This is a genomic window from Bradyrhizobium sp. USDA 3262 (genome assembly GCF_054060035.1).
The window spans coordinates 5,047,891-5,063,616 of the sequence record NZ_JBSSCT010000001.1 but is presented as its reverse complement, the minus strand read 5'-3'; the positions used below and the strand labels follow the sequence as shown (position 1 = coordinate 5,063,616).

Genomic DNA, 15,726 nt, shown 5'->3' with positions numbered 1-15,726 from the left:
CCCCCTGACGGGCCGGTTATAGACCTGTCTGCGCCGCTATTCCTGCGCCAAGACCTCATCAGCTGCAACAGGCCCGCCCGATGTCCGAAGCCCCTGCCCGTCATCTCAATCTCGCCGGCGCCAGCAATTTTCGCGACCTCGGCGGCTACCAGACGCGCGACGGGCGGACGGTGCGCTGGCGCCAGATCTTCCGCTCCAACCATCTTGCGCATCTCACCGAGCACGACGTCGCCGTGGTGCGCTCGCTCGGGGTCAGAAGCGCGTTCGATTTTCGCGGCGTCGCCGAGCGCGCCGAGGCGCTGTGCGGCATGAGCGACGTCACCGTGCATTCGCTCCCTGTCGAGCCGACCGTGGTGGCTTCGCTGCGCGAGATCGCCAGCAACCGTCAGCTCTCCGAAGCCGATGCGATCGACGTGATGCGTGATTCTTACCGGGGCTATGTGCAGGACAACACCGCGCGCTACCGCACGCTGTTCGCCCATCTATTGGAAGACCGGGCGCCGCTCGTGATCCACTGCACCGCCGGCAAGGACCGCACCGGCTTTGCCTGCGCGCTGATCCTGCATGCGCTCGGCGTGTCCGATCAGGTGATCGCGGACGACTATCTCCTGACCAACCAGTTCTACAAACGCGACCCGGCCCACAGCACCGAGCTGCCCGATGATGTCAAGCAGGTGCTCGGCACGGTGCGCGCGGCGTTTCTGGAGGCTGCATTCGAGGCGATCGATGCCGATTACGGCAGCCTCGACGGTTATTTCCGCGACGGCCTCGGGCTCGGCGAGGCCGAGCGCAAGGCGCTTGAAGGCCGCTATCTGCAGGCCTGATCCGTCCGCGCGACAGCGTTTTCGAGCGGAGTGGACACCGGTTCGCGTGAAGAAAACGCGGCCAAGCCGAAAAGCTCAGGCCGCCGCGGCCTCGAGCTCGAGCTCCGCATCGAGGTCGGCAATCACATCCTCGAACGCCGAGATCGCCTGCTGGATCGCCGCGATCTGCATCAATTCCCAGCTGCCCACTGGTCCCTTGCGGTTTTGCAGCGCCACCACGAGATCGCGCCGCTGCTCCTTAAGCTGAACGAGCGGTAAACCGTGGTCCGGAAGATTTCCCATTCGCATAACCCCTACCTTGGCTGGAGTTCCGCTTCTAAGGAAAGGGTTCTGCAAACGACTTACGGAACTGCTGCAAATTTTATCCATCCGGCCCTACCCCGTAGTCTTACGTAGTCGGCGTCACGTGATCGCCTCCGGCTTCAATGCGTCGTCGATCGCGCCGAACAGCGACTGGGTCACGCAATTGGTCGCCCACTCGCTGGTGTGAAGCTGTCCGCCATCGTCGAGCTCGCCAAGCGGAATCCCGTCATCGGTCCAGCGCTTCATCAGCGCGAAGCGGCTGAACAGATTCACCTTCCTGCTTGCGGCCACTTCGGCGATCATCGGCATGATCACGTTGGCGAGATTGAGCGCAGCTTCCGTGCCGACGATCGCCTGCGTGTACTGGGAATCCATCACGACCACGTCAAGCGGAAGCGCTGTGAGCACGTCGAGCCCCGCCTCCAGCGTGGCGCGCACTTCGGCGGGATTGTAGCTCTTGTAGACGGCGTTGGTGCCGACCTGCCAGATCACCAGCACCGGCGCCTCAACGGTCACGTCGGACTCGATGCGCGAATACTCCTCCGGCGCCTCCTGGCCGCCGATCCCCCGGTTGATCACGTCGATCATCCGGCCGAAGAAGCGTTGCCGCAGCAGCATCTCGAGCCGCGGCGGGAACGGCAGGATGTTGTCGGCGCCCGCGGTCGACGACGATCCGAGCGCCACCAGCTTGATCTTGCGCTGATGCCGGAGCGCATCCGCGAAGTGCGGCAGCTTATGTCCGAATTTGACGAGATCGAGATGGGTTTCGCACGGTCTGGGCGTCGGCATCGCAAACATCCTTGAGGCGAATGAATTGATGAATGCGCGCAGTAGGAGGCGAAATTGGCGGCATTGCAAATGAATTCCGCCTGATCATAGTGGGCATTCGTTTGCTCGCGAATGCGGAGACCGCCATGCACGGAAAAGCCATCGTCATCACGGGCGCGCTCGGCGCGCTTGGCAAAGTGGTCGCCACAGAGGCGCTGGCGCGCGGCGCGCGCGTCGCCGGCATCGATCATGCCGCGTCAACGCTTGCGGCGACGGCCGACCATATCGAGCTGGGCGGTGTCGACCTCACCGACACCGCGCAGGCGACCGCGGCGATCGACAAGGCGGCCGCGCATTTCGGCCGGCTCGACGGGCTGATCAACATCGCCGGCGGCTTTACCTTCGAGGCGGTCAGCGACGGCGACCCGGCGACCTGGCAGCGCATGTATGCGATGAACGTGATGACGGCGCTCAACACCTCGCGCGCCGCCATCCCGCATCTCACCAAGTCGGGCGCCGGGCGGATCATCAATATCGGCGCACTCGGCGCCTTGCAGGCCGCCTCCGGCATGGGTCCCTACGCCGCCTCGAAGGCCGGCGTGCACCGCCTCACCGAGTCGCTCGCCGCGGAACTCAAGGGCAAGGTCACGGTCAACGCGGTGCTGCCCTCGATCATCGACACTGCAGCCAATCGCGCCGCGATGCCGAAGGCCGACATCTCCAAATGGGTGACGCCGAAGGAGCTTGCCGAGGTGATCCTGTTCCTCGCCAGCGATGCCGCGAGCGCCGTCACCGGCGCGCTGCTGCCGGTCAACGGGCGGGTTTAGACCCGCCCCTCTCCTGGACGCCTTTCGGGTCGATCCGGCCAATGCTATATGTTCGTGATGACTACTGCAGAAGACATCGAAAAGGCCGTCGAACGGCTGCCTCCTCGTGAGCTGGCCCGCTTTCGCGCCTGGTTTGAAACGTTCGATGCCGAACGTTTCGATGCAGCGATCGAACGCGACGCAAAGGCCGGGAAACTCGACGCCTTGGCGGACGGGGCCTTGGCAGTTCATCGCGCCGGACAGTCGCGCGACTTGTGAAGCACTCGGCCTCCCCCAAATTTTGGACTGCCTACGAACAACTACCCGTTCCAATCCGCGAGCTTGCCGACGCGAACTTTGCGCTGTTGAAGCGCGATCCACGTCATCCATCCCTACAATTCAAGAAGATCGGGCGATTTTGGTCCGTTCGGGTTGGCTAGCGTTATCGCGCGCTCGCTGTCGAAACAAACGAGGGATATCTCTGGTTCTGGATCGGCTCTCACGCAGAATATGACCGCCTGATCAGCTGACGCCGCGGGCGCGGCCAGCATCGGCAGTTCAATCCGCTACCAGCAGCCGCAGTTTCGACCTGAAGCGGATGCTCTGCTTGCCGGCGAGCGCCATGCCGTCGCCTTCGGCGGTCTGATCGGTATAGGTGCCGGTAAATCCGATCGTAACCACCTTGCGTTCCCACACCGGGCGCTCGCCATAGGTCGGCGAATGCTCCTCGTTGGTGACCTCGCCCTTCCACTTGCCGTCGGCTGCGGTGTAGCTGCCATAGGCAAAGAAAAACGAGTCGCCGCCGCGCATCTGTCCGTCGCGCAGCACCATGACGCCCTGGTTGCCGCCAGAGACGCCGTCGAGAAATTCGACGGTGATGTGATAGAGCCCGTTCCGGATCATGAGCTGCGCCTGGTCCCGGTTCCGACAATAGCCGCTCGGCCGTGCCTTGAGCAAATTCCATCCGCTTCGGCGGACGCAATTCCGCGCTATGCTGGCGCACCGAGTCGCGGCCGGATGCCGCAGGAGCCTGCCTGTTGGAAACCGCGCTTTATCTGCCCGTCAAACGCTTCCTGGAAAAGCTCGGCTTCACGGTGAAGGGCGAGATCGGTGGCTGCGATCTCGTGGCGTTGAGCGGCGATGATCCACCGGTCGTCGTGGTCGGTGAACTCAAGCTCGCCTTCAATCTCGAACTGATCCTGCAGGCGGTCGATCGCGCCGGCGCCGCCGACGAGGTGTGGATCGCGGCCAAGGTGTCGGCCCGCGGCAAGGGCCGCGAGAGCGACGCGCGCTATCGCAATCTGTGCCGGCGGCTCGGCTTCGGCATGCTCGGCGTGACCGATCGCGGCGACGTCGAGGTGCTGGTGCCGCCGCCGACCGCGGCGCCCCGCCGCAATCCGAAGAAGCGTTCACGCCTGATCACCGAACACCGGAAGCGCAAGGGCGATCCCGCCATGGGCGGATCGACGCGGGCGCCGATCATGACCGCCTATCGTCAGCAGGCGCTGGCCTGCGCCTCGGCGCTGTCGGATGGGCCCCGGCGGGTGCGTGACCTCCGCGCGGATATTCCCGACGCCGGCAAGATCCTGCTGCATAATGTCTATGGCTGGTTCGATCGCGCCGAGCGCGGCATCTATGTGCTGACCGATGCCGGCCGCGCCGCGCTGAAGCGCTGGCCGCAGCAACAGATGAGTGCATCCGGGGCAGAAGCCACCCCGTAGAGCATGATCCGGAAAAGTGCGAAGCGGTTTTCCGAAAAGATCATGCTCAAACAAGAACCTAAAGCGCGATGATGACCTGGCTTCATCGCGCATTGGAGGGGGATATCATGATCGTCGTCACCGGCAGCGTCACCGCCCGCCCCGACTCGTTCGACGAGGTACGGCGCTTGAGCCTCGAGCATGTCCATCGCTCGCGCACCGAGCCCGGCTGCATTTCGCATGCGGTCCATGTCGACTGCGAGAATCCGCTCAGGCTGGTGTTCTTCGAGCAATGGGCCGATCGCGCCGCGCTGGCTGCGCATTTCACGGTCCCTGCGTCACGCGATTTCGTCCGCTCGCTGCAATCTCTCGCGGCCGCGGCGACCACCATCGAACTTTATGACGCTCACAAGATTGAGAGACTCTAGCTGCATGGCTGGATTGCCATCTCACATTCATATTGCAATGCAACATTGGGGACCTTACGTATCTCCCGCGATTCAAAGATGAGGCGGCGATGAGCGGAGACTGGAATACCAAGTATGGCACCCGGCGCGTGCGGCATGATCCCCCGACGCTGGAGGAAGCAATCTTCGCTGCCATCGGCATCACCGATGACGTGGAGGCCCAGGCCGAGATCGCGTCGGCCCTGATGGGGCTGCCCTATGACGATGTGCTCGCCGAGGTGAAGAAGACCGCGCGCGTCAGTGCCCGCACCGGCACGGCAACCCGCGTCATCGCCGGCGAACAGGGCGCGCAGCGCTCCGTTGTGGTCGAGCGCCGCGTGGTCCGCCGCTTTGCGACCGACAAGCGCACCGGCACCTGAGAAGCACCATCCAACTGCTGAAAGAAAAAGGGCAATCCATTGAATGGATTGCCCTTTTTCGTTTGATTTGAGATTCTTGCTGGACGCGTTTCCTTCACGCGAACCGGTATCCACTTCGCTTGGAAACGCTACCGGCTCAGGCCGCCCGGCCCCAGCCGGAGATCTGCATCACCATGCGCCAATAGGCGCGGTTCATGTCGACGATCGCGCGCGCGGCGTCGACCGGCGTCACGGCGGCGACAGCCGGCGCCGCTTGGGGCTGCTGCTGCTCGGTCAGGTCGATGCTGCCGGTCGACTCCCCATGACGGAAGGTCAGCTGGGCACCGAACTTGGTGGCGAGCGCCCGCATCGCATCGTTCTGGGCGCCGGTGGTGATGCGCAGGCTGCTATAGCCCTTAGCATGCGCCTCGGCGATCAGCTTGCGGAACAAGGTGCTGCCGACGCCCTTCCGCCGCGCCGACCGCTCGACGCTGAAGGCGATCTCGGGCTGTGCATCCGGAGACTGCTCCGGGGGATGCAATTCGGCCGCGCCGCGGACCACGCCGTGCTCGAAATAGGCGATGATGACGGTGCCGTCATTGGCGCAGCGCTCGGCGTATCGGCGGATGAAGCTGTCGTCGATGAAGCCATGAAAACGATCATGACGGCTGGTGCGATCCAGCCGCAACAGGTGATCGCGCAGCAGCGGAAGCTCTTCCTGCTGAATCAACGTCCGCACGGTGCCCTTGGCGGGCGTCGGACGAATGGAATCATAGTTCATTTCATAACTCCTCTTGGTAGCCCTCGAGGAGGCGTCGAGTCCCTAGCAATTGCTATATTGTGCGACGCACCATAAAATTCAAGTACCCAGATTCATTCAATTAAGGCATGTGGTGATTAGAAAATCACATTATCGCCCCATCATAGTACCAGCTGTGTCTGGGTCACCACCGCGACCAGCTTGCCGTCTTCGGTCTCCAGCCTGGTCTGCCACACCTGGGTCCGCCGCCCCCGGTGAACCGGTGTTGCCGTCGCAATCACGGTCATCCCCTCCTTGGCGCCGCCGATGAAGTTGGTCTTGCTCTCCAGCGTCGTGGTGCCCTTGGCGTCCTCCGGCAGGTTGATCACGGTCGCGGCGGCGCCGACCGAATCCGCAAAGGCCATCACCGCGCCGCCATGGATCGTGTTGCGGAGGGTGCAGAGGTCCGGCCGCACCACCATTTTCGCGACCACCCGGTCCTGGTCGGCCTCGGTGAAGGTGACGCCCTTCAGTTCCGCAAACGGCATCTTCATCGATTGGATCTTTTCGAGCGGCGTCATGGGCACTCCCTGCTTCGTGGCCTTCTTCGAGGTTGATATCGGCATGATGGATTGCCTGAGCGGGCCCGGCAATGACGTCTGAGGTAATGGCGCGAATGACGTCATGACATCAGTGACAATGTGGCGCCGAGCCTGCATACCGTCATCGATGCGCGACTTCCCTCCCCGCCGGATCGTCTGCCTGACCGAAGAGACGGTCGAGACGCTCTATCTGCTTGGCGAGCAGGACCGCATCGTCGGCGTCTCCGGCTACGCGGTGCGGCCACCGCAGGTCCGCCGCGAGAAGCCGCGCGTTTCGGCGTTCATCTCCGCCGACATTCCAAAGATCCTCGCGCTCGATCCTGATCTGGTGCTCGCCTTCTCCGATCTGCAGGCCGATATCGTCGCCGATCTCGTGCGCGCCGGCGTCGCCGTTCACGTCTTCAACCAGCGCGACGTTGCCGGCATCCTTGCGATGATCCGCAGCCTGGGCGCAATGGTCGGTGCCGCCGACCGCGCCGACCGGCTCGTGCAGAACCTCGAACAACGGCTGGCCACGATCGCGGCAACGCCGCGTCCGGCACCGCGGCCAAGGGTCTATTTCGAGGAATGGGACGATCCGCTGATCAGCGGCATCGGCTGGGTGTCTGAACTGATCGAGATCGCCGGTGGCACCGATGCGCTGCCGCATCTGCGCGCGCACAAGGCGGCCAAGGATCGCATCGTCACGCCTGACGCGGTACGTGCGGCGATGCCCGACGTGATCCTGGCGTCCTGGTGCGGCAAGAAGGTCGTGCCCGACCGCATCCGCAAGCGTGAGGGCTGGAGCGACATCCCGGCGGTACGCAACGACCGCATCGTCGAGATCAAGTCGCCGATCATCCTGCAGCCCGGCCCCGCCGCGCTGACCGACGGGCTCGATGCAATCGTGAAGGCGTTGTGGGGGAAGCACGCATAAGCTTTCGCCGTCGTCCGGCCGGGTGCGCGATTGCGCACGGAGCCGGGACCCATAACCACAGATCTTGCTTGTTGTGCGGCTCTGCAAGGACGAGTCCCGATCACAACATCCGCCGCGGAGTATGGGTCCCGGCTTTCGCCGGGACGACAGCGAATTTGTTGCGCTATCGCGCGCAAGACTGTCATTGCAATGACGTGAGCGAGAGGCTGCCTACGCCTTCTCCACGCCGCACCATTCCGCGATGAACAGCGCCATCGCCTTGGTCGCTTTCCGCAGCGACTCCAGTTCGACATATTCGTTGAAGCCGTGCATCGCCGCGCCGGTGGCGCCGAAACAGAGGCTCGGGATGTTGTGGTTCAGGCCGTAGAAGCGCGTGTCGGTCAACGCGGTGAAGGCGCGGTCTTCCACCGCGCCGCCATAGACGACCTGGTGCGCCTTGGCGAAGGCAGCTTCCGGTGCCTCGGAGTTGACCAGCTCGTAGCCTTCCGAAAGGAAGCCCGACCATTCGACCTGCGGCGGATTGTTGGAGAGGAAGCGATGATCGCGCGCCGCCGCCGACACGCACGCCAGAATCTCCTTCTGGCACTCGGCGATCGACCAGCCCGGCAAGACCGCGATGCGGCAGTCGACGTCGCACCAGGCGGGCACGCTGGAGGCCCAGTCGCCGCCCTTGATGATGCCCGGATTGAAATTGATCGGGTGATTGACGTCCTTGAAATGGCGGTCGGCCTTGGCGCGCTCGTTCCAGGCGATCTCAAGCTTCTCCAGCGCATGCACCAGATGATACGCCGCCATGATCGCGTTCGAGCCCGCGCCGGCCTCGAACACATGCACCGGGAAACCGCGCACCTTCAGGCGGAACCAGATCACGCCGACCTGCGAGCGGATCATCGTGCCGTTGGTCGGCTCCGGGATGAAGCACGCATCGGCGCGATAGCCGCGCTGCAGGGTCGAGAGCGCGCCGACGCCGGTGCTCTCCTCCTCGATCACGGACTGGAAGTGAATCCGCGCCGTCGGCTTCAACCCAGCCTTCCTGATCGCGTCGAGAGCATAGAGCGCGGCGATGGTGCCGGACTTCATGTCGCAGGCGCCGCGACCATACATCCTGCCGTCCTTGATGACGGGCGAGAACGGCGGCGTCTCCCACATCTCGAGCGGACCGGTCGGCACCACGTCGCAGTGGCCCTGCAGGATCAGCGATTTGCCGACATTGGCGGCCGGGCGGTAGGTGCCGACCACCGTGCGCGCCTTCGAGAAATCATGCTCGATCGGGCCGAAGCCGCGCAAATCCTTGAGCTCGTCGGGATTGATGTGCCAGTCGTCGACCTCGTAGCCGCGCTCGCGCAGGAGATCGCCGACCATGTCCTGGCACGGCCCCTCGGCGCCGCGGGTCGAGGGGATCGCGACAAAGGCCTGCGTCGTCGCAAGCTGCGCATCGAATCCCTCGTCAACGGCGCTAAGGATTCGTTGTTGCGTCTCGGCAGTCATGCTTTGGCTCCATCGGGAAAACAGATCAGGCGGGAGCCGCAACGTAGCCCGAATTCACTCCGCCTTGTATTGCGCAAAATAGGCATCCCGCAATGCATCTTCGAGCAGCCGGCCCTCCGAATAGCCATCGAGCGTCTTCGGCCGCGTCACGCCGTCGAGCAGCCGCGGACACGGCTCGGGCGCGCCGAGCACGGTGCGCACCGGAATGCGCTCGGCATAGATCGGCAACTCGTAATCCTCGTCATCATCGGCGACGCCCTTGGCGCGAATTTTTGCCGCAGCCTCCTCGATCTCCATCGCGATGAACGAGGTCGCCTTGATCTCCTGCTTGTTGCTGGCACGCAGGCTCGCGGTGCGCTCGGGAAAGAAGCGGTCGACCATCGCGACGATCGCGCGTTCCTTCTCTGCCGGGTCGGTGACGAGATAGGCTGACCCGAACGCCATCACCGCGCGATAGTCGGCCGAGTGGTTGAAGCCGCAGCGCGCCAGCACCAGGCTGTCGAGATGGGCGACCGTCAGGCACACGCGTTGCCCTTCGGACTGGTTCTCCAGCATGCGGCTCGCGCTCGAGCCGTGCCAGTAGAGCCTGGTGCCCTCGCGCCAGAAGAAGGTCGGCGTGCAATAGGGCTGGCCGTCGATCACGTAGGAGACGTGGCACAGCATCGAGGCGTCGAGGATCCTGTGCACGGTGGCGTGGTCGTAGAAGCCGCGGTCGTGGCGGCGCTTCACCCGGTTGCGGGAGGACATGGGGTAGGACGGAGCGGATGCGCCTTCGGTCACGGTGGTGCCTTTCGAAATCTGGAATCTGTCCAGAGTTGTAGCGGCCCATTTGGTCTGCGATAGTGCCAATTCCATGCGAAAAATTCCGACCAATTCCCGGGAGCCCGCGGCGCGCAAGGCCGAGCTGCCGCTCGACCTCGGCGGCCCGCATGTGACGCCGGGCGCGGCCTCGCAGCAGCGGCTCTATCAGGCGCTCTGCCACGCGATCGTCGGCGGCCTCGTCAAGCCGGGCGAGCCGCTGCCCCCGTCGCGCGCGCTCGCCAGGCAGACCGGCTTCCGCCGCAACGCCGTCACCACGGCCTATGAGCGGCTGATCGCCGACGGCTTTGCGGTGGCAACCACGGGCTCCGGAACCTTCGTCGCGGCGCGCATTCCGGCGCAGGCCGCCGCGCCGCGCCGCGCAAGGATTGCGATCGAGCCACCGCAGCACAATGCGCTGTCGCTCGGCTGCACCCATATCGACGAGCGCGCGCTACAGCGCTTCCGCGCCTTTGCCGGCCGCAGGCTGCGCGCGTTCGGGTCCGAGCATCTGCATTACGGCGACCCCCGCGGCAGCAGCGAGCTGCGCGCCGCGATATCGGACCATCTGCTGTCGGCGCGCGGGCTGCGCTGCGACCCCGACCAGATCATGCTGGCCTCGGGGACGCTGCATGCGCTGCGCATCGTGCTCGGGGCGATCCTCAGGCCCGGCGACCAGGTGTGGTGCGAAGACCCCGGCTATCCGGCGGCGCGGCGTGCGATCGAGCATTGCGGCTATCGTCCGGTGTCGGTGCCGGTCGACATGTCGGGCATGCGCATCGACAAGGGGCGCGCGTCCGCGCCGCAAGCGCGCGCCGCCTATGTCACGCCCTCGCACCAGTTTCCGCTCGGCGTGCAGATGTCGATGCCGCGCCGGCTCGAGCTGCTCGACTGGGCCAGGGATGCCGGCGCCTTCGTGTTCGAGGACGATTACGACAGCGAGTTCCGCTATGACGGCGCGCCGCTGCTGTCGCTCGCCGGCATCGATCATCTGCGCCGCGTGATCTACATGGGCACGTTTGCGAAGACGCTGTTTCCGGGATTGCGGATCGGCTATTGCGCGCTGCCCGAAGCCTTGATCGGCCCGGTGACGGCGGCGCGCGCCGCGCTCGACCGCTTTCCCGCCACGTTGATGGAAGGCGCGGTCGCCGACATGCTGAACTCCGGCGCCTTCGCGGCCAACTTGCGCAAATCGCGCAAACTCTATCGTGAGGCGCGCGACATCCTGGCGTCGACGCTCGCTAATGCCTCCGAGGGCGAGCTCACGGTTCCCGTGCCCTCGCAGGGCCTGCACCTCGTGGCGCGGCTCGATCCCGCGACCGATCCGCTGATTGCCGCGCAAGCAAAGGCCAATGCCGGCGTCGGCGGCTGGCTGCTCGCCGAGACCTATCATCGCGCGCCGCCACTGCCCGGCTTCGTGCTGGGATTTTCCGGCCATCCGGTTCCGCAACTCGTCGCGTCGGCGGAACGACTGGCGAAGACAACGCTCACCGCGCTGCGCGCGACGCGCAAGACATCGGTCAAGCCATCCGCCAAGCCGCGGCGCTCTAGGAGAATCGCAGTCACCTGACTAAGGTCGCACGCGTTGAGTCAGGGCCTTCCGTTCCGGTGGAATCGGAACGGGGCTCTTGATCCTTGTTTCGAAGCGTTTTCTTCACGCGAACCGGTATCCACTTCGCTTGAAAACGCTCCAGTGCGAGCTTACGGAGATACCGGATGCCAAATCGCAACGTCCTGTATCTCGTGATCGCCGCGCTGGTCGTGATCGCAGGCATGCTCGGCTACAATCTTTACCAGGCGAAGAAGCAGCCCGAAGGCCTTCAGATCAATGTCGGCCCCGACGGGCTCAAGATCCAGAACAAGTGAAGGAGGCTGCGATGCTGCGCTTGGGATTCATCGCGCTGGTCAGCGTCGCAGCTCTTGGCGCGATGGCGCAATCCGCCGCAGCAGAGCAGTCCTACATGCGTGAGGGCGACATCGTCGATCTCAGGGTCGGCCAGCGCGTCCTTGTCGATGACGGCTCGTGCCCGGCCGGGCAGATCAAGCAGGTCGTCGGCTCCAGGCTGAGCCAGAACGGCGTGGTGCGGACCAGCAGCTGCGTGCCGCGCCTCGCCAAAAAGTAAAACGCCCCGCTGTCGCGAGGCGCTGCGGTCCTCATTGCTATGAGGCGCGGCTCAGTTCGAGACCGGCTCGAACATGCATTGCAGGGTCGGCTTGGCGATCTTGGTGAAGGTCGGGCCGATCTCGCCCTGCTTGGACGGCGGCACCCAATCGGTCTCGATGGTCGGCACACCGGTCTCGCTGATGCCGCGCAGCAGCGCCTGGCGCAGGTCGGGATCGTCCACCGTCGCGGCGGCGTGGTCGTGCAGGCAGCCGCACACGGCCTCGGGATGCGCCCAGCGGCCAAGCATATGCGGCGCGCATTGCCGCACGAACTCGTCGCGCGGTTCGGGCACGCGGTACAGCGAGCGGATCTGCATCGATTCGAGCGGGAGCTGGGATTGGGCCTGCGCGGCGCCCGCAAAGGGGCCCATCAGGACGAGCGATGCCAAGATGGCGGCGGAACAGATACGGAGCACCATGGGGGAGCCTTTACCGGCAGTTCTATTTTTTGCGTCGCGATCAGTTAGCCTGTGCCATCACCATCGGGGCCGGGGTGACCACCGGCGAGCCGTTATAGGAGAAGGTGCCGATTCCGGGCAAACCGCTGTCCGGGGAGCCTGCCATCGACGAACCGGCCATCACAAAGGCGAAGGCGAGGATCAGGCTCATGGTCCGCATCTGACAGTCTCCGTTATTCCGCTCGGCATTCGGCGCCGTTGTGTGACGGTCTGATAACGATCTGCCGTTTCCGGAGTTCTGCGGAACAAGCCGAAAATGGTTTCGTCGGACCTGGAATTGTTTCGTCGACCAGCGGTCCACGAAACATTCGCCGGAAAACACCAATGATTTCAGCGGTAGGAGCGTGCCTGGAAAGGCTGTTGAAAACTTCACGCGACAATGCCCGCCCCCGGCTACTGCCGGAGCGACGGCCAATTATGCATGCAAACTGAACGAGCTAGCGGGCTTTGTTAACGTTCCTCTGCTGAGAGAGGAAGCAGCACAGCAAGTACGGCGGTGAACCTGGCGGCGGTTTGGCCGACTCATATCTGGGCGCCGTGCAACCATCTTCGCGGTGGCACGTTGTGATACTCCCTCCCGATCCAACGAAGGATGTCAGTCGTGGGCAATGGCAACATCGGTGTTGGCAATGAATCCGCGGCGAGCAAATCCGGCCAGCAGCAGATGACGGCCGCGATGCCGCAGCAAGGCGCCTACGTCATGGGCGACAATGAGTGCGCGCCGCAGAAGCTGGTCCGCCTCGTCGGCTGCCGCGACTCGAAGGTCAAGCCGGGCCTTCGCATCAGCGCGAAGCAGTTCGGGCAAACCGAGCGCTAGCTCGCCCACCGCCTCAGCCGCTTGGGCCAAGCCCCTGCTCCAGCTATTGAATGAACTCGCCACACTTCTGCACGGCGGCATCGGCCGCGCCCCACGGCATGATCGGTACCGACGACGTCGAGTTCTTTGGCGAGCCCTCGATCAGGCGGTCCGAATACACCATGTAGACCAGCACATTGCGCTTGGCGTCGCAGCCGCGCACGATCTGCATCTTCTTGAAGAACAGCGACCGGCGCTTGCTGAACATGTCGTCGCCCTGCCCGAGCTTGGTCTTGAAGCGGATCGGCCCGATCTGCCGGCACGCCAGCGAGATATCGGAGACTTCCTCGGCAAGGCCAAGCCAGCCCTTGAAGCCGCCCTTCTCCGGCACCGTGAAGTGACAGGCAACGCCCTCGACCTCGGGATCGTCGACGCCATAGGTCGCGAGCTTGTCGTTGGGGCTCACCCATTTGAACACGGTGGAGCGGCGGAAGATCAGGTCCGGCTCGTCGGCCGCGGCCGCAGGACGTGCCTGCCCCAAAGCCAGCAACATCAGCAGCGCCGCGCACCCCCAGCGAGACAACCGTCGCAGGTCACACAAGCTCACAGTTCTCGATGTCATTGAGGTCTCCGCGGGGTGGGTCCCGCCTATGTAGTGCGCAAACGCCGCACAGGAAGGCGCTGACAGTTCGGTGATCGGACCGCGCGCTTTAACCTCTTGTGAGGCTTTTTTGCTACTCTTTCGTCGAAAATTCGCCCCTCACGGAAGGGTTAGAACGCTTGCGCTGGTGAACGCGTTGTGCGTCTGCGACAACCAACAGGTAGTTTGGACTGGGATTCGGAATATGCGCGCAGGTGGACGGCGGATTTCGATTTTTGATCTTGCGAATGAGCGGTTCTGGCAGTTTGCAATTCTGACGACCGCCGGCACCGTCGCCGCCTCCACACAGGCCGATGCAGCGCTCTATTACTGGAACCGCGACTCCGCCTTCTACGGCGACTACGAGCCGATGCCACAGCCGCACCGGCAGAAGCCGAAGCGCAACACGGCCAAGAAGAATCCGGCGCTCGAGAAGGAGGCCGGCAGCAAGCCGCAAGGTCCCCTGATCATCTCGGTCTCAATCGACCAGCAGCGGGTCAGCCTCTACGACGCCAACGGCCTCTATGCCGAGAGCCCGGTGTCAACGGGCATGAAGGGGCACTCGACCCCGATGGGTGTCTTCAGCGTCATCCAGAAGCAGAAGTATCACCAGTCCAACATCTACAGCGGCGCGCCGATGCCGTATATGCAGCGCGTTACCTGGTCGGGCATCGCCATGCACGCCGGGGTGCTGCCCGGCTATCCGGCCTCCCATGGCTGCATCCGCATGCCGATGTCGTTCGCGGTCAAGATGTACAACTGGACGCGAATGGGCGCCCGCGTGTTCGTCACGCCGGGCACGATCTCTCCGGAGAGTTTCTCGCATCCGCTGCTGGTCACGCAGAAGGTGGCGCCGCAACAGCCGGTCGCCGACGACATCCTGAAGATGGACGCGCCGCTCGGCGTGAAGAGCGACAAGGGCGCCGACAAGCAGTCCAGTCTCGATTTGCGCAGCAGCGTCGGCCATGCCGCCGCGTCGCTGCGCGACAACACCCACACCGCCGACGCCAGCAGCGCGATGCCGGCAGCGAGTGCGTCAGTGACAATGTCCGATGCGTCCTCTTCCACAGCGCGCGACGCCATCGCGGAGAAGCTCGCAGCGGACAAGCCCGAGACGGTGAAACCCGAGACGGCCGCCGCCGACAAGCCGGCCGAGACCAATTCCGCCGCCGCCCGCGAGAGCAACACGACCACGGATGACAACACGGTCGGCGAAACCACCGCCAGCACCGACACGCCAAAGAGCGAGGTCTCCGCAAGCGATCCGGTGAAGGCGGAGGCCAAAGCCGACGAGCCGAAGGCGGACACCGCCAAGCCCGGCGTTGCCGAGGTGCCCAAGACCGACGCATCGAAGGCCGCTGACAAGCCCGCCGAGGCTGCCACCGCCGCCGATGCGCCCGACGCCAAGAAGGATCCGGCGCGGCTGCCGGGCACCGCGAGGATCGACGCGCCAAAGCGCGCCGGCCAGATCGCGGTGTTCATCAGCCGCAAGGATTCCAAGCTCTATGTGCGGCAGAATTTTGCGCCGCTGTTCGAGGTGCCGGTGACGATCGCGGCAAGCGACCGGCCGCTCGGCACGCATGTGTTCACCGCGCAAGTCGACAAGACTGATACGAACCTGCTGCGCTGGTCGGTGGTGACGCTGCCGACCCGCAACGCCGCCCGCATCGACGTCGAGGAGCGCGCCTCGCATCGCCGCAAGGTCGCGGCCGCGGCGGTGGCCGAGGCTAAGCCGCAGCCGCTGACCAACACTCCGGCCGAGGCGCTCGACCGCATCTCCATTCCGGCCGACGTGATGGCGCGGATCAGCGAAGCGCTCGGCACCGGCGGATCGATCATCGTCTCCGACCTCGGCGTGAACCAGGGCGAGACCGGCGAAGGCACCGACTTCATCCTGCCGCTGCGCTGAGGTGTCCGTTC

Annotated in this window: 22 protein-coding genes; 12 read left to right on the top strand and 10 right to left on the bottom strand. The window is 64.6% G+C overall.

The window, feature by feature from the left end:
• Positions 1 to 80: 80 nt before the first annotated feature.
• Entirely contained in the window at positions 81 to 824 is a 744-nt protein-coding gene (locus tag ACVWYP_RS23215; protein ID WP_028344848.1) for a tyrosine-protein phosphatase, read from the top strand.
• Between the two features lie 75 nt (positions 825 to 899).
• Here ACVWYP_RS23215 and ACVWYP_RS23210 read toward each other — a convergent pair whose 3' ends face one another.
• Together ACVWYP_RS23210 and ACVWYP_RS23205 are read right to left on the bottom strand one after the other, a co-directional pair.
• Positions 900 to 1,106 (bottom strand): hypothetical protein, encoded by a 207-nt coding sequence (locus tag ACVWYP_RS23210; RefSeq protein WP_035634033.1) that lies wholly within the window; start codon positions 1,104 to 1,106, stop codon positions 900 to 902.
• A gap of 120 nt (positions 1,107 to 1,226) precedes the next feature.
• A complete protein-coding gene (locus ACVWYP_RS23205) occupies positions 1,227 to 1,916 on the bottom strand; it encodes an SGNH/GDSL hydrolase family protein (RefSeq protein WP_051448198.1) in 690 nt (229 codons plus the stop codon).
• Between the two features lie 125 nt (positions 1,917 to 2,041).
• Here ACVWYP_RS23205 and fabG point away from each other — a divergent pair, with 125 nt between their 5' ends.
• On the top strand, positions 2,042 to 2,722 hold the full coding sequence (gene fabG / locus ACVWYP_RS23200) for a 3-oxoacyl-ACP reductase FabG (protein ID WP_028344847.1): 681 nt from the start codon (positions 2,042 to 2,044) through the stop codon (positions 2,720 to 2,722).
• A gap of 48 nt (positions 2,723 to 2,770) precedes the next feature.
• Complete coding sequence (locus ACVWYP_RS23195) at positions 2,771 to 2,980, top strand: hypothetical protein (protein ID WP_411783709.1); 210 nt, start codon at positions 2,771 to 2,773, stop codon at positions 2,978 to 2,980.
• Positions 2,981 to 3,259: 279 nt separating this feature from the next.
• Here the strand turns inward: ACVWYP_RS23195 and ACVWYP_RS23190 are convergent, their stop codons facing one another.
• Positions 3,260 to 3,604 carry a GrlR family regulatory protein gene (locus tag ACVWYP_RS23190; RefSeq protein WP_035634127.1) on the bottom strand — a complete coding sequence of 115 codons (345 nt, stop codon included), beginning with the start codon at positions 3,602 to 3,604 and terminating at the stop codon, positions 3,260 to 3,262.
• A 134-nt stretch (positions 3,605 to 3,738) separates the two neighbouring features.
• Between ACVWYP_RS23190 and ACVWYP_RS23185 the strand changes: the two genes are divergently transcribed.
• The 3 genes from ACVWYP_RS23185 to ACVWYP_RS23175 all read left to right on the top strand — a co-directional run bounded on the left by ACVWYP_RS23185 (position 3,739) and on the right by ACVWYP_RS23175 (position 5,227).
• On the top strand, positions 3,739 to 4,422 hold the full coding sequence (locus tag ACVWYP_RS23185) for a DUF2161 domain-containing phosphodiesterase (protein WP_304499997.1): 684 nt from the start codon (positions 3,739 to 3,741) through the stop codon (positions 4,420 to 4,422).
• Between the two features lie 107 nt (positions 4,423 to 4,529).
• Positions 4,530 to 4,829 (top strand): putative quinol monooxygenase, encoded by a 300-nt coding sequence (locus tag ACVWYP_RS23180; protein ID WP_304499996.1) that lies wholly within the window; start codon positions 4,530 to 4,532, stop codon positions 4,827 to 4,829.
• 89 nt (positions 4,830 to 4,918) lie between these two features.
• Positions 4,919 to 5,227 carry a hypothetical protein gene (locus tag ACVWYP_RS23175; RefSeq protein WP_016843036.1) on the top strand — a complete coding sequence of 103 codons (309 nt, stop codon included), beginning with the start codon at positions 4,919 to 4,921 and terminating at the stop codon, positions 5,225 to 5,227.
• Between the two features lie 136 nt (positions 5,228 to 5,363).
• On the opposite strand, the gene ACVWYP_RS23170 is transcribed toward ACVWYP_RS23175, so the two are convergent.
• Together ACVWYP_RS23170 and ACVWYP_RS23165 are read right to left on the bottom strand one after the other, a co-directional pair.
• On the bottom strand, positions 5,364 to 5,987 hold the full coding sequence (locus ACVWYP_RS23170) for a GNAT family N-acetyltransferase (RefSeq protein ID WP_304499995.1): 624 nt from the start codon (positions 5,985 to 5,987) through the stop codon (positions 5,364 to 5,366).
• Positions 5,988 to 6,127: 140 nt separating this feature from the next.
• Positions 6,128 to 6,526 (bottom strand): PaaI family thioesterase, encoded by a 399-nt coding sequence (locus tag ACVWYP_RS23165; protein WP_028344842.1) that lies wholly within the window; start codon positions 6,524 to 6,526, stop codon positions 6,128 to 6,130.
• A 148-nt stretch (positions 6,527 to 6,674) separates the two neighbouring features.
• Between ACVWYP_RS23165 and ACVWYP_RS23160 the strand changes: the two genes are divergently transcribed.
• Entirely contained in the window at positions 6,675 to 7,463 is a 789-nt protein-coding gene (locus tag ACVWYP_RS23160; RefSeq protein WP_304500288.1) for a cobalamin-binding protein, read from the top strand.
• 210 nt (positions 7,464 to 7,673) lie between these two features.
• Here the strand turns inward: ACVWYP_RS23160 and ACVWYP_RS23155 are convergent, their stop codons facing one another.
• Together ACVWYP_RS23155 and ACVWYP_RS23150 are read right to left on the bottom strand one after the other, a co-directional pair.
• On the bottom strand, positions 7,674 to 8,951 hold the full coding sequence (locus ACVWYP_RS23155) for an ArgE/DapE family deacylase (protein WP_304499994.1): 1,278 nt from the start codon (positions 8,949 to 8,951) through the stop codon (positions 7,674 to 7,676).
• A 54-nt stretch (positions 8,952 to 9,005) separates the two neighbouring features.
• A complete protein-coding gene (locus ACVWYP_RS23150) occupies positions 9,006 to 9,698 on the bottom strand; it encodes a pyridoxamine 5'-phosphate oxidase family protein (RefSeq protein ID WP_304499993.1) in 693 nt (230 codons plus the stop codon).
• A gap of 106 nt (positions 9,699 to 9,804) precedes the next feature.
• On the opposite strand from ACVWYP_RS23150, the gene pdxR reads away from it, so the two are divergent.
• The 3 genes from pdxR to ACVWYP_RS23135 all read left to right on the top strand — a co-directional run bounded on the left by pdxR (position 9,805) and on the right by ACVWYP_RS23135 (position 11,872).
• Positions 9,805 to 11,319 carry a MocR-like pyridoxine biosynthesis transcription factor PdxR gene (gene pdxR, locus ACVWYP_RS23145; protein WP_304499992.1) on the top strand — a complete coding sequence of 505 codons (1,515 nt, stop codon included), beginning with the start codon at positions 9,805 to 9,807 and terminating at the stop codon, positions 11,317 to 11,319.
• A 146-nt stretch (positions 11,320 to 11,465) separates the two neighbouring features.
• Positions 11,466 to 11,615, top strand: coding sequence for a hypothetical protein (locus tag ACVWYP_RS23140; RefSeq protein WP_016843044.1), 150 nt, complete (start codon positions 11,466 to 11,468; stop codon positions 11,613 to 11,615).
• 11 nt (positions 11,616 to 11,626) lie between these two features.
• Complete coding sequence (locus ACVWYP_RS23135; RefSeq protein WP_304499991.1) at positions 11,627 to 11,872, top strand: DUF6719 family protein; 246 nt, start codon at positions 11,627 to 11,629, stop codon at positions 11,870 to 11,872.
• 51 nt (positions 11,873 to 11,923) lie between these two features.
• Here the strand turns inward: ACVWYP_RS23135 and ACVWYP_RS23130 are convergent, their stop codons facing one another.
• On the bottom strand, positions 11,924 to 12,331 hold the full coding sequence (locus ACVWYP_RS23130; protein WP_304499990.1) for a hypothetical protein: 408 nt from the start codon (positions 12,329 to 12,331) through the stop codon (positions 11,924 to 11,926).
• Between the two features lie 40 nt (positions 12,332 to 12,371).
• Entirely contained in the window at positions 12,372 to 12,521 is a 150-nt protein-coding gene (locus tag ACVWYP_RS23125) for a hypothetical protein (RefSeq protein ID WP_196238897.1), read from the bottom strand.
• 441 nt (positions 12,522 to 12,962) lie between these two features.
• Here ACVWYP_RS23125 and ACVWYP_RS23120 point away from each other — a divergent pair, with 441 nt between their 5' ends.
• Complete coding sequence (locus tag ACVWYP_RS23120; RefSeq protein ID WP_028344836.1) at positions 12,963 to 13,187, top strand: hypothetical protein; 225 nt, start codon at positions 12,963 to 12,965, stop codon at positions 13,185 to 13,187.
• 43 nt (positions 13,188 to 13,230) lie between these two features.
• Here the strand turns inward: ACVWYP_RS23120 and ACVWYP_RS23115 are convergent, their stop codons facing one another.
• Complete coding sequence (locus ACVWYP_RS23115) at positions 13,231 to 13,788, bottom strand: CreA family protein (protein WP_439711179.1); 558 nt, start codon at positions 13,786 to 13,788, stop codon at positions 13,231 to 13,233.
• A 223-nt stretch (positions 13,789 to 14,011) separates the two neighbouring features.
• On the opposite strand from ACVWYP_RS23115, the gene ACVWYP_RS23110 reads away from it, so the two are divergent.
• The gene (locus tag ACVWYP_RS23110; protein ID WP_304499988.1) at positions 14,012 to 15,715 is read left to right on the top strand and encodes a L,D-transpeptidase; all 1,704 of its coding nucleotides are present in this window, start codon (positions 14,012 to 14,014) and stop codon (positions 15,713 to 15,715) included.
• The last annotated feature ends 11 nt before the right edge of the window (positions 15,716 to 15,726 follow it).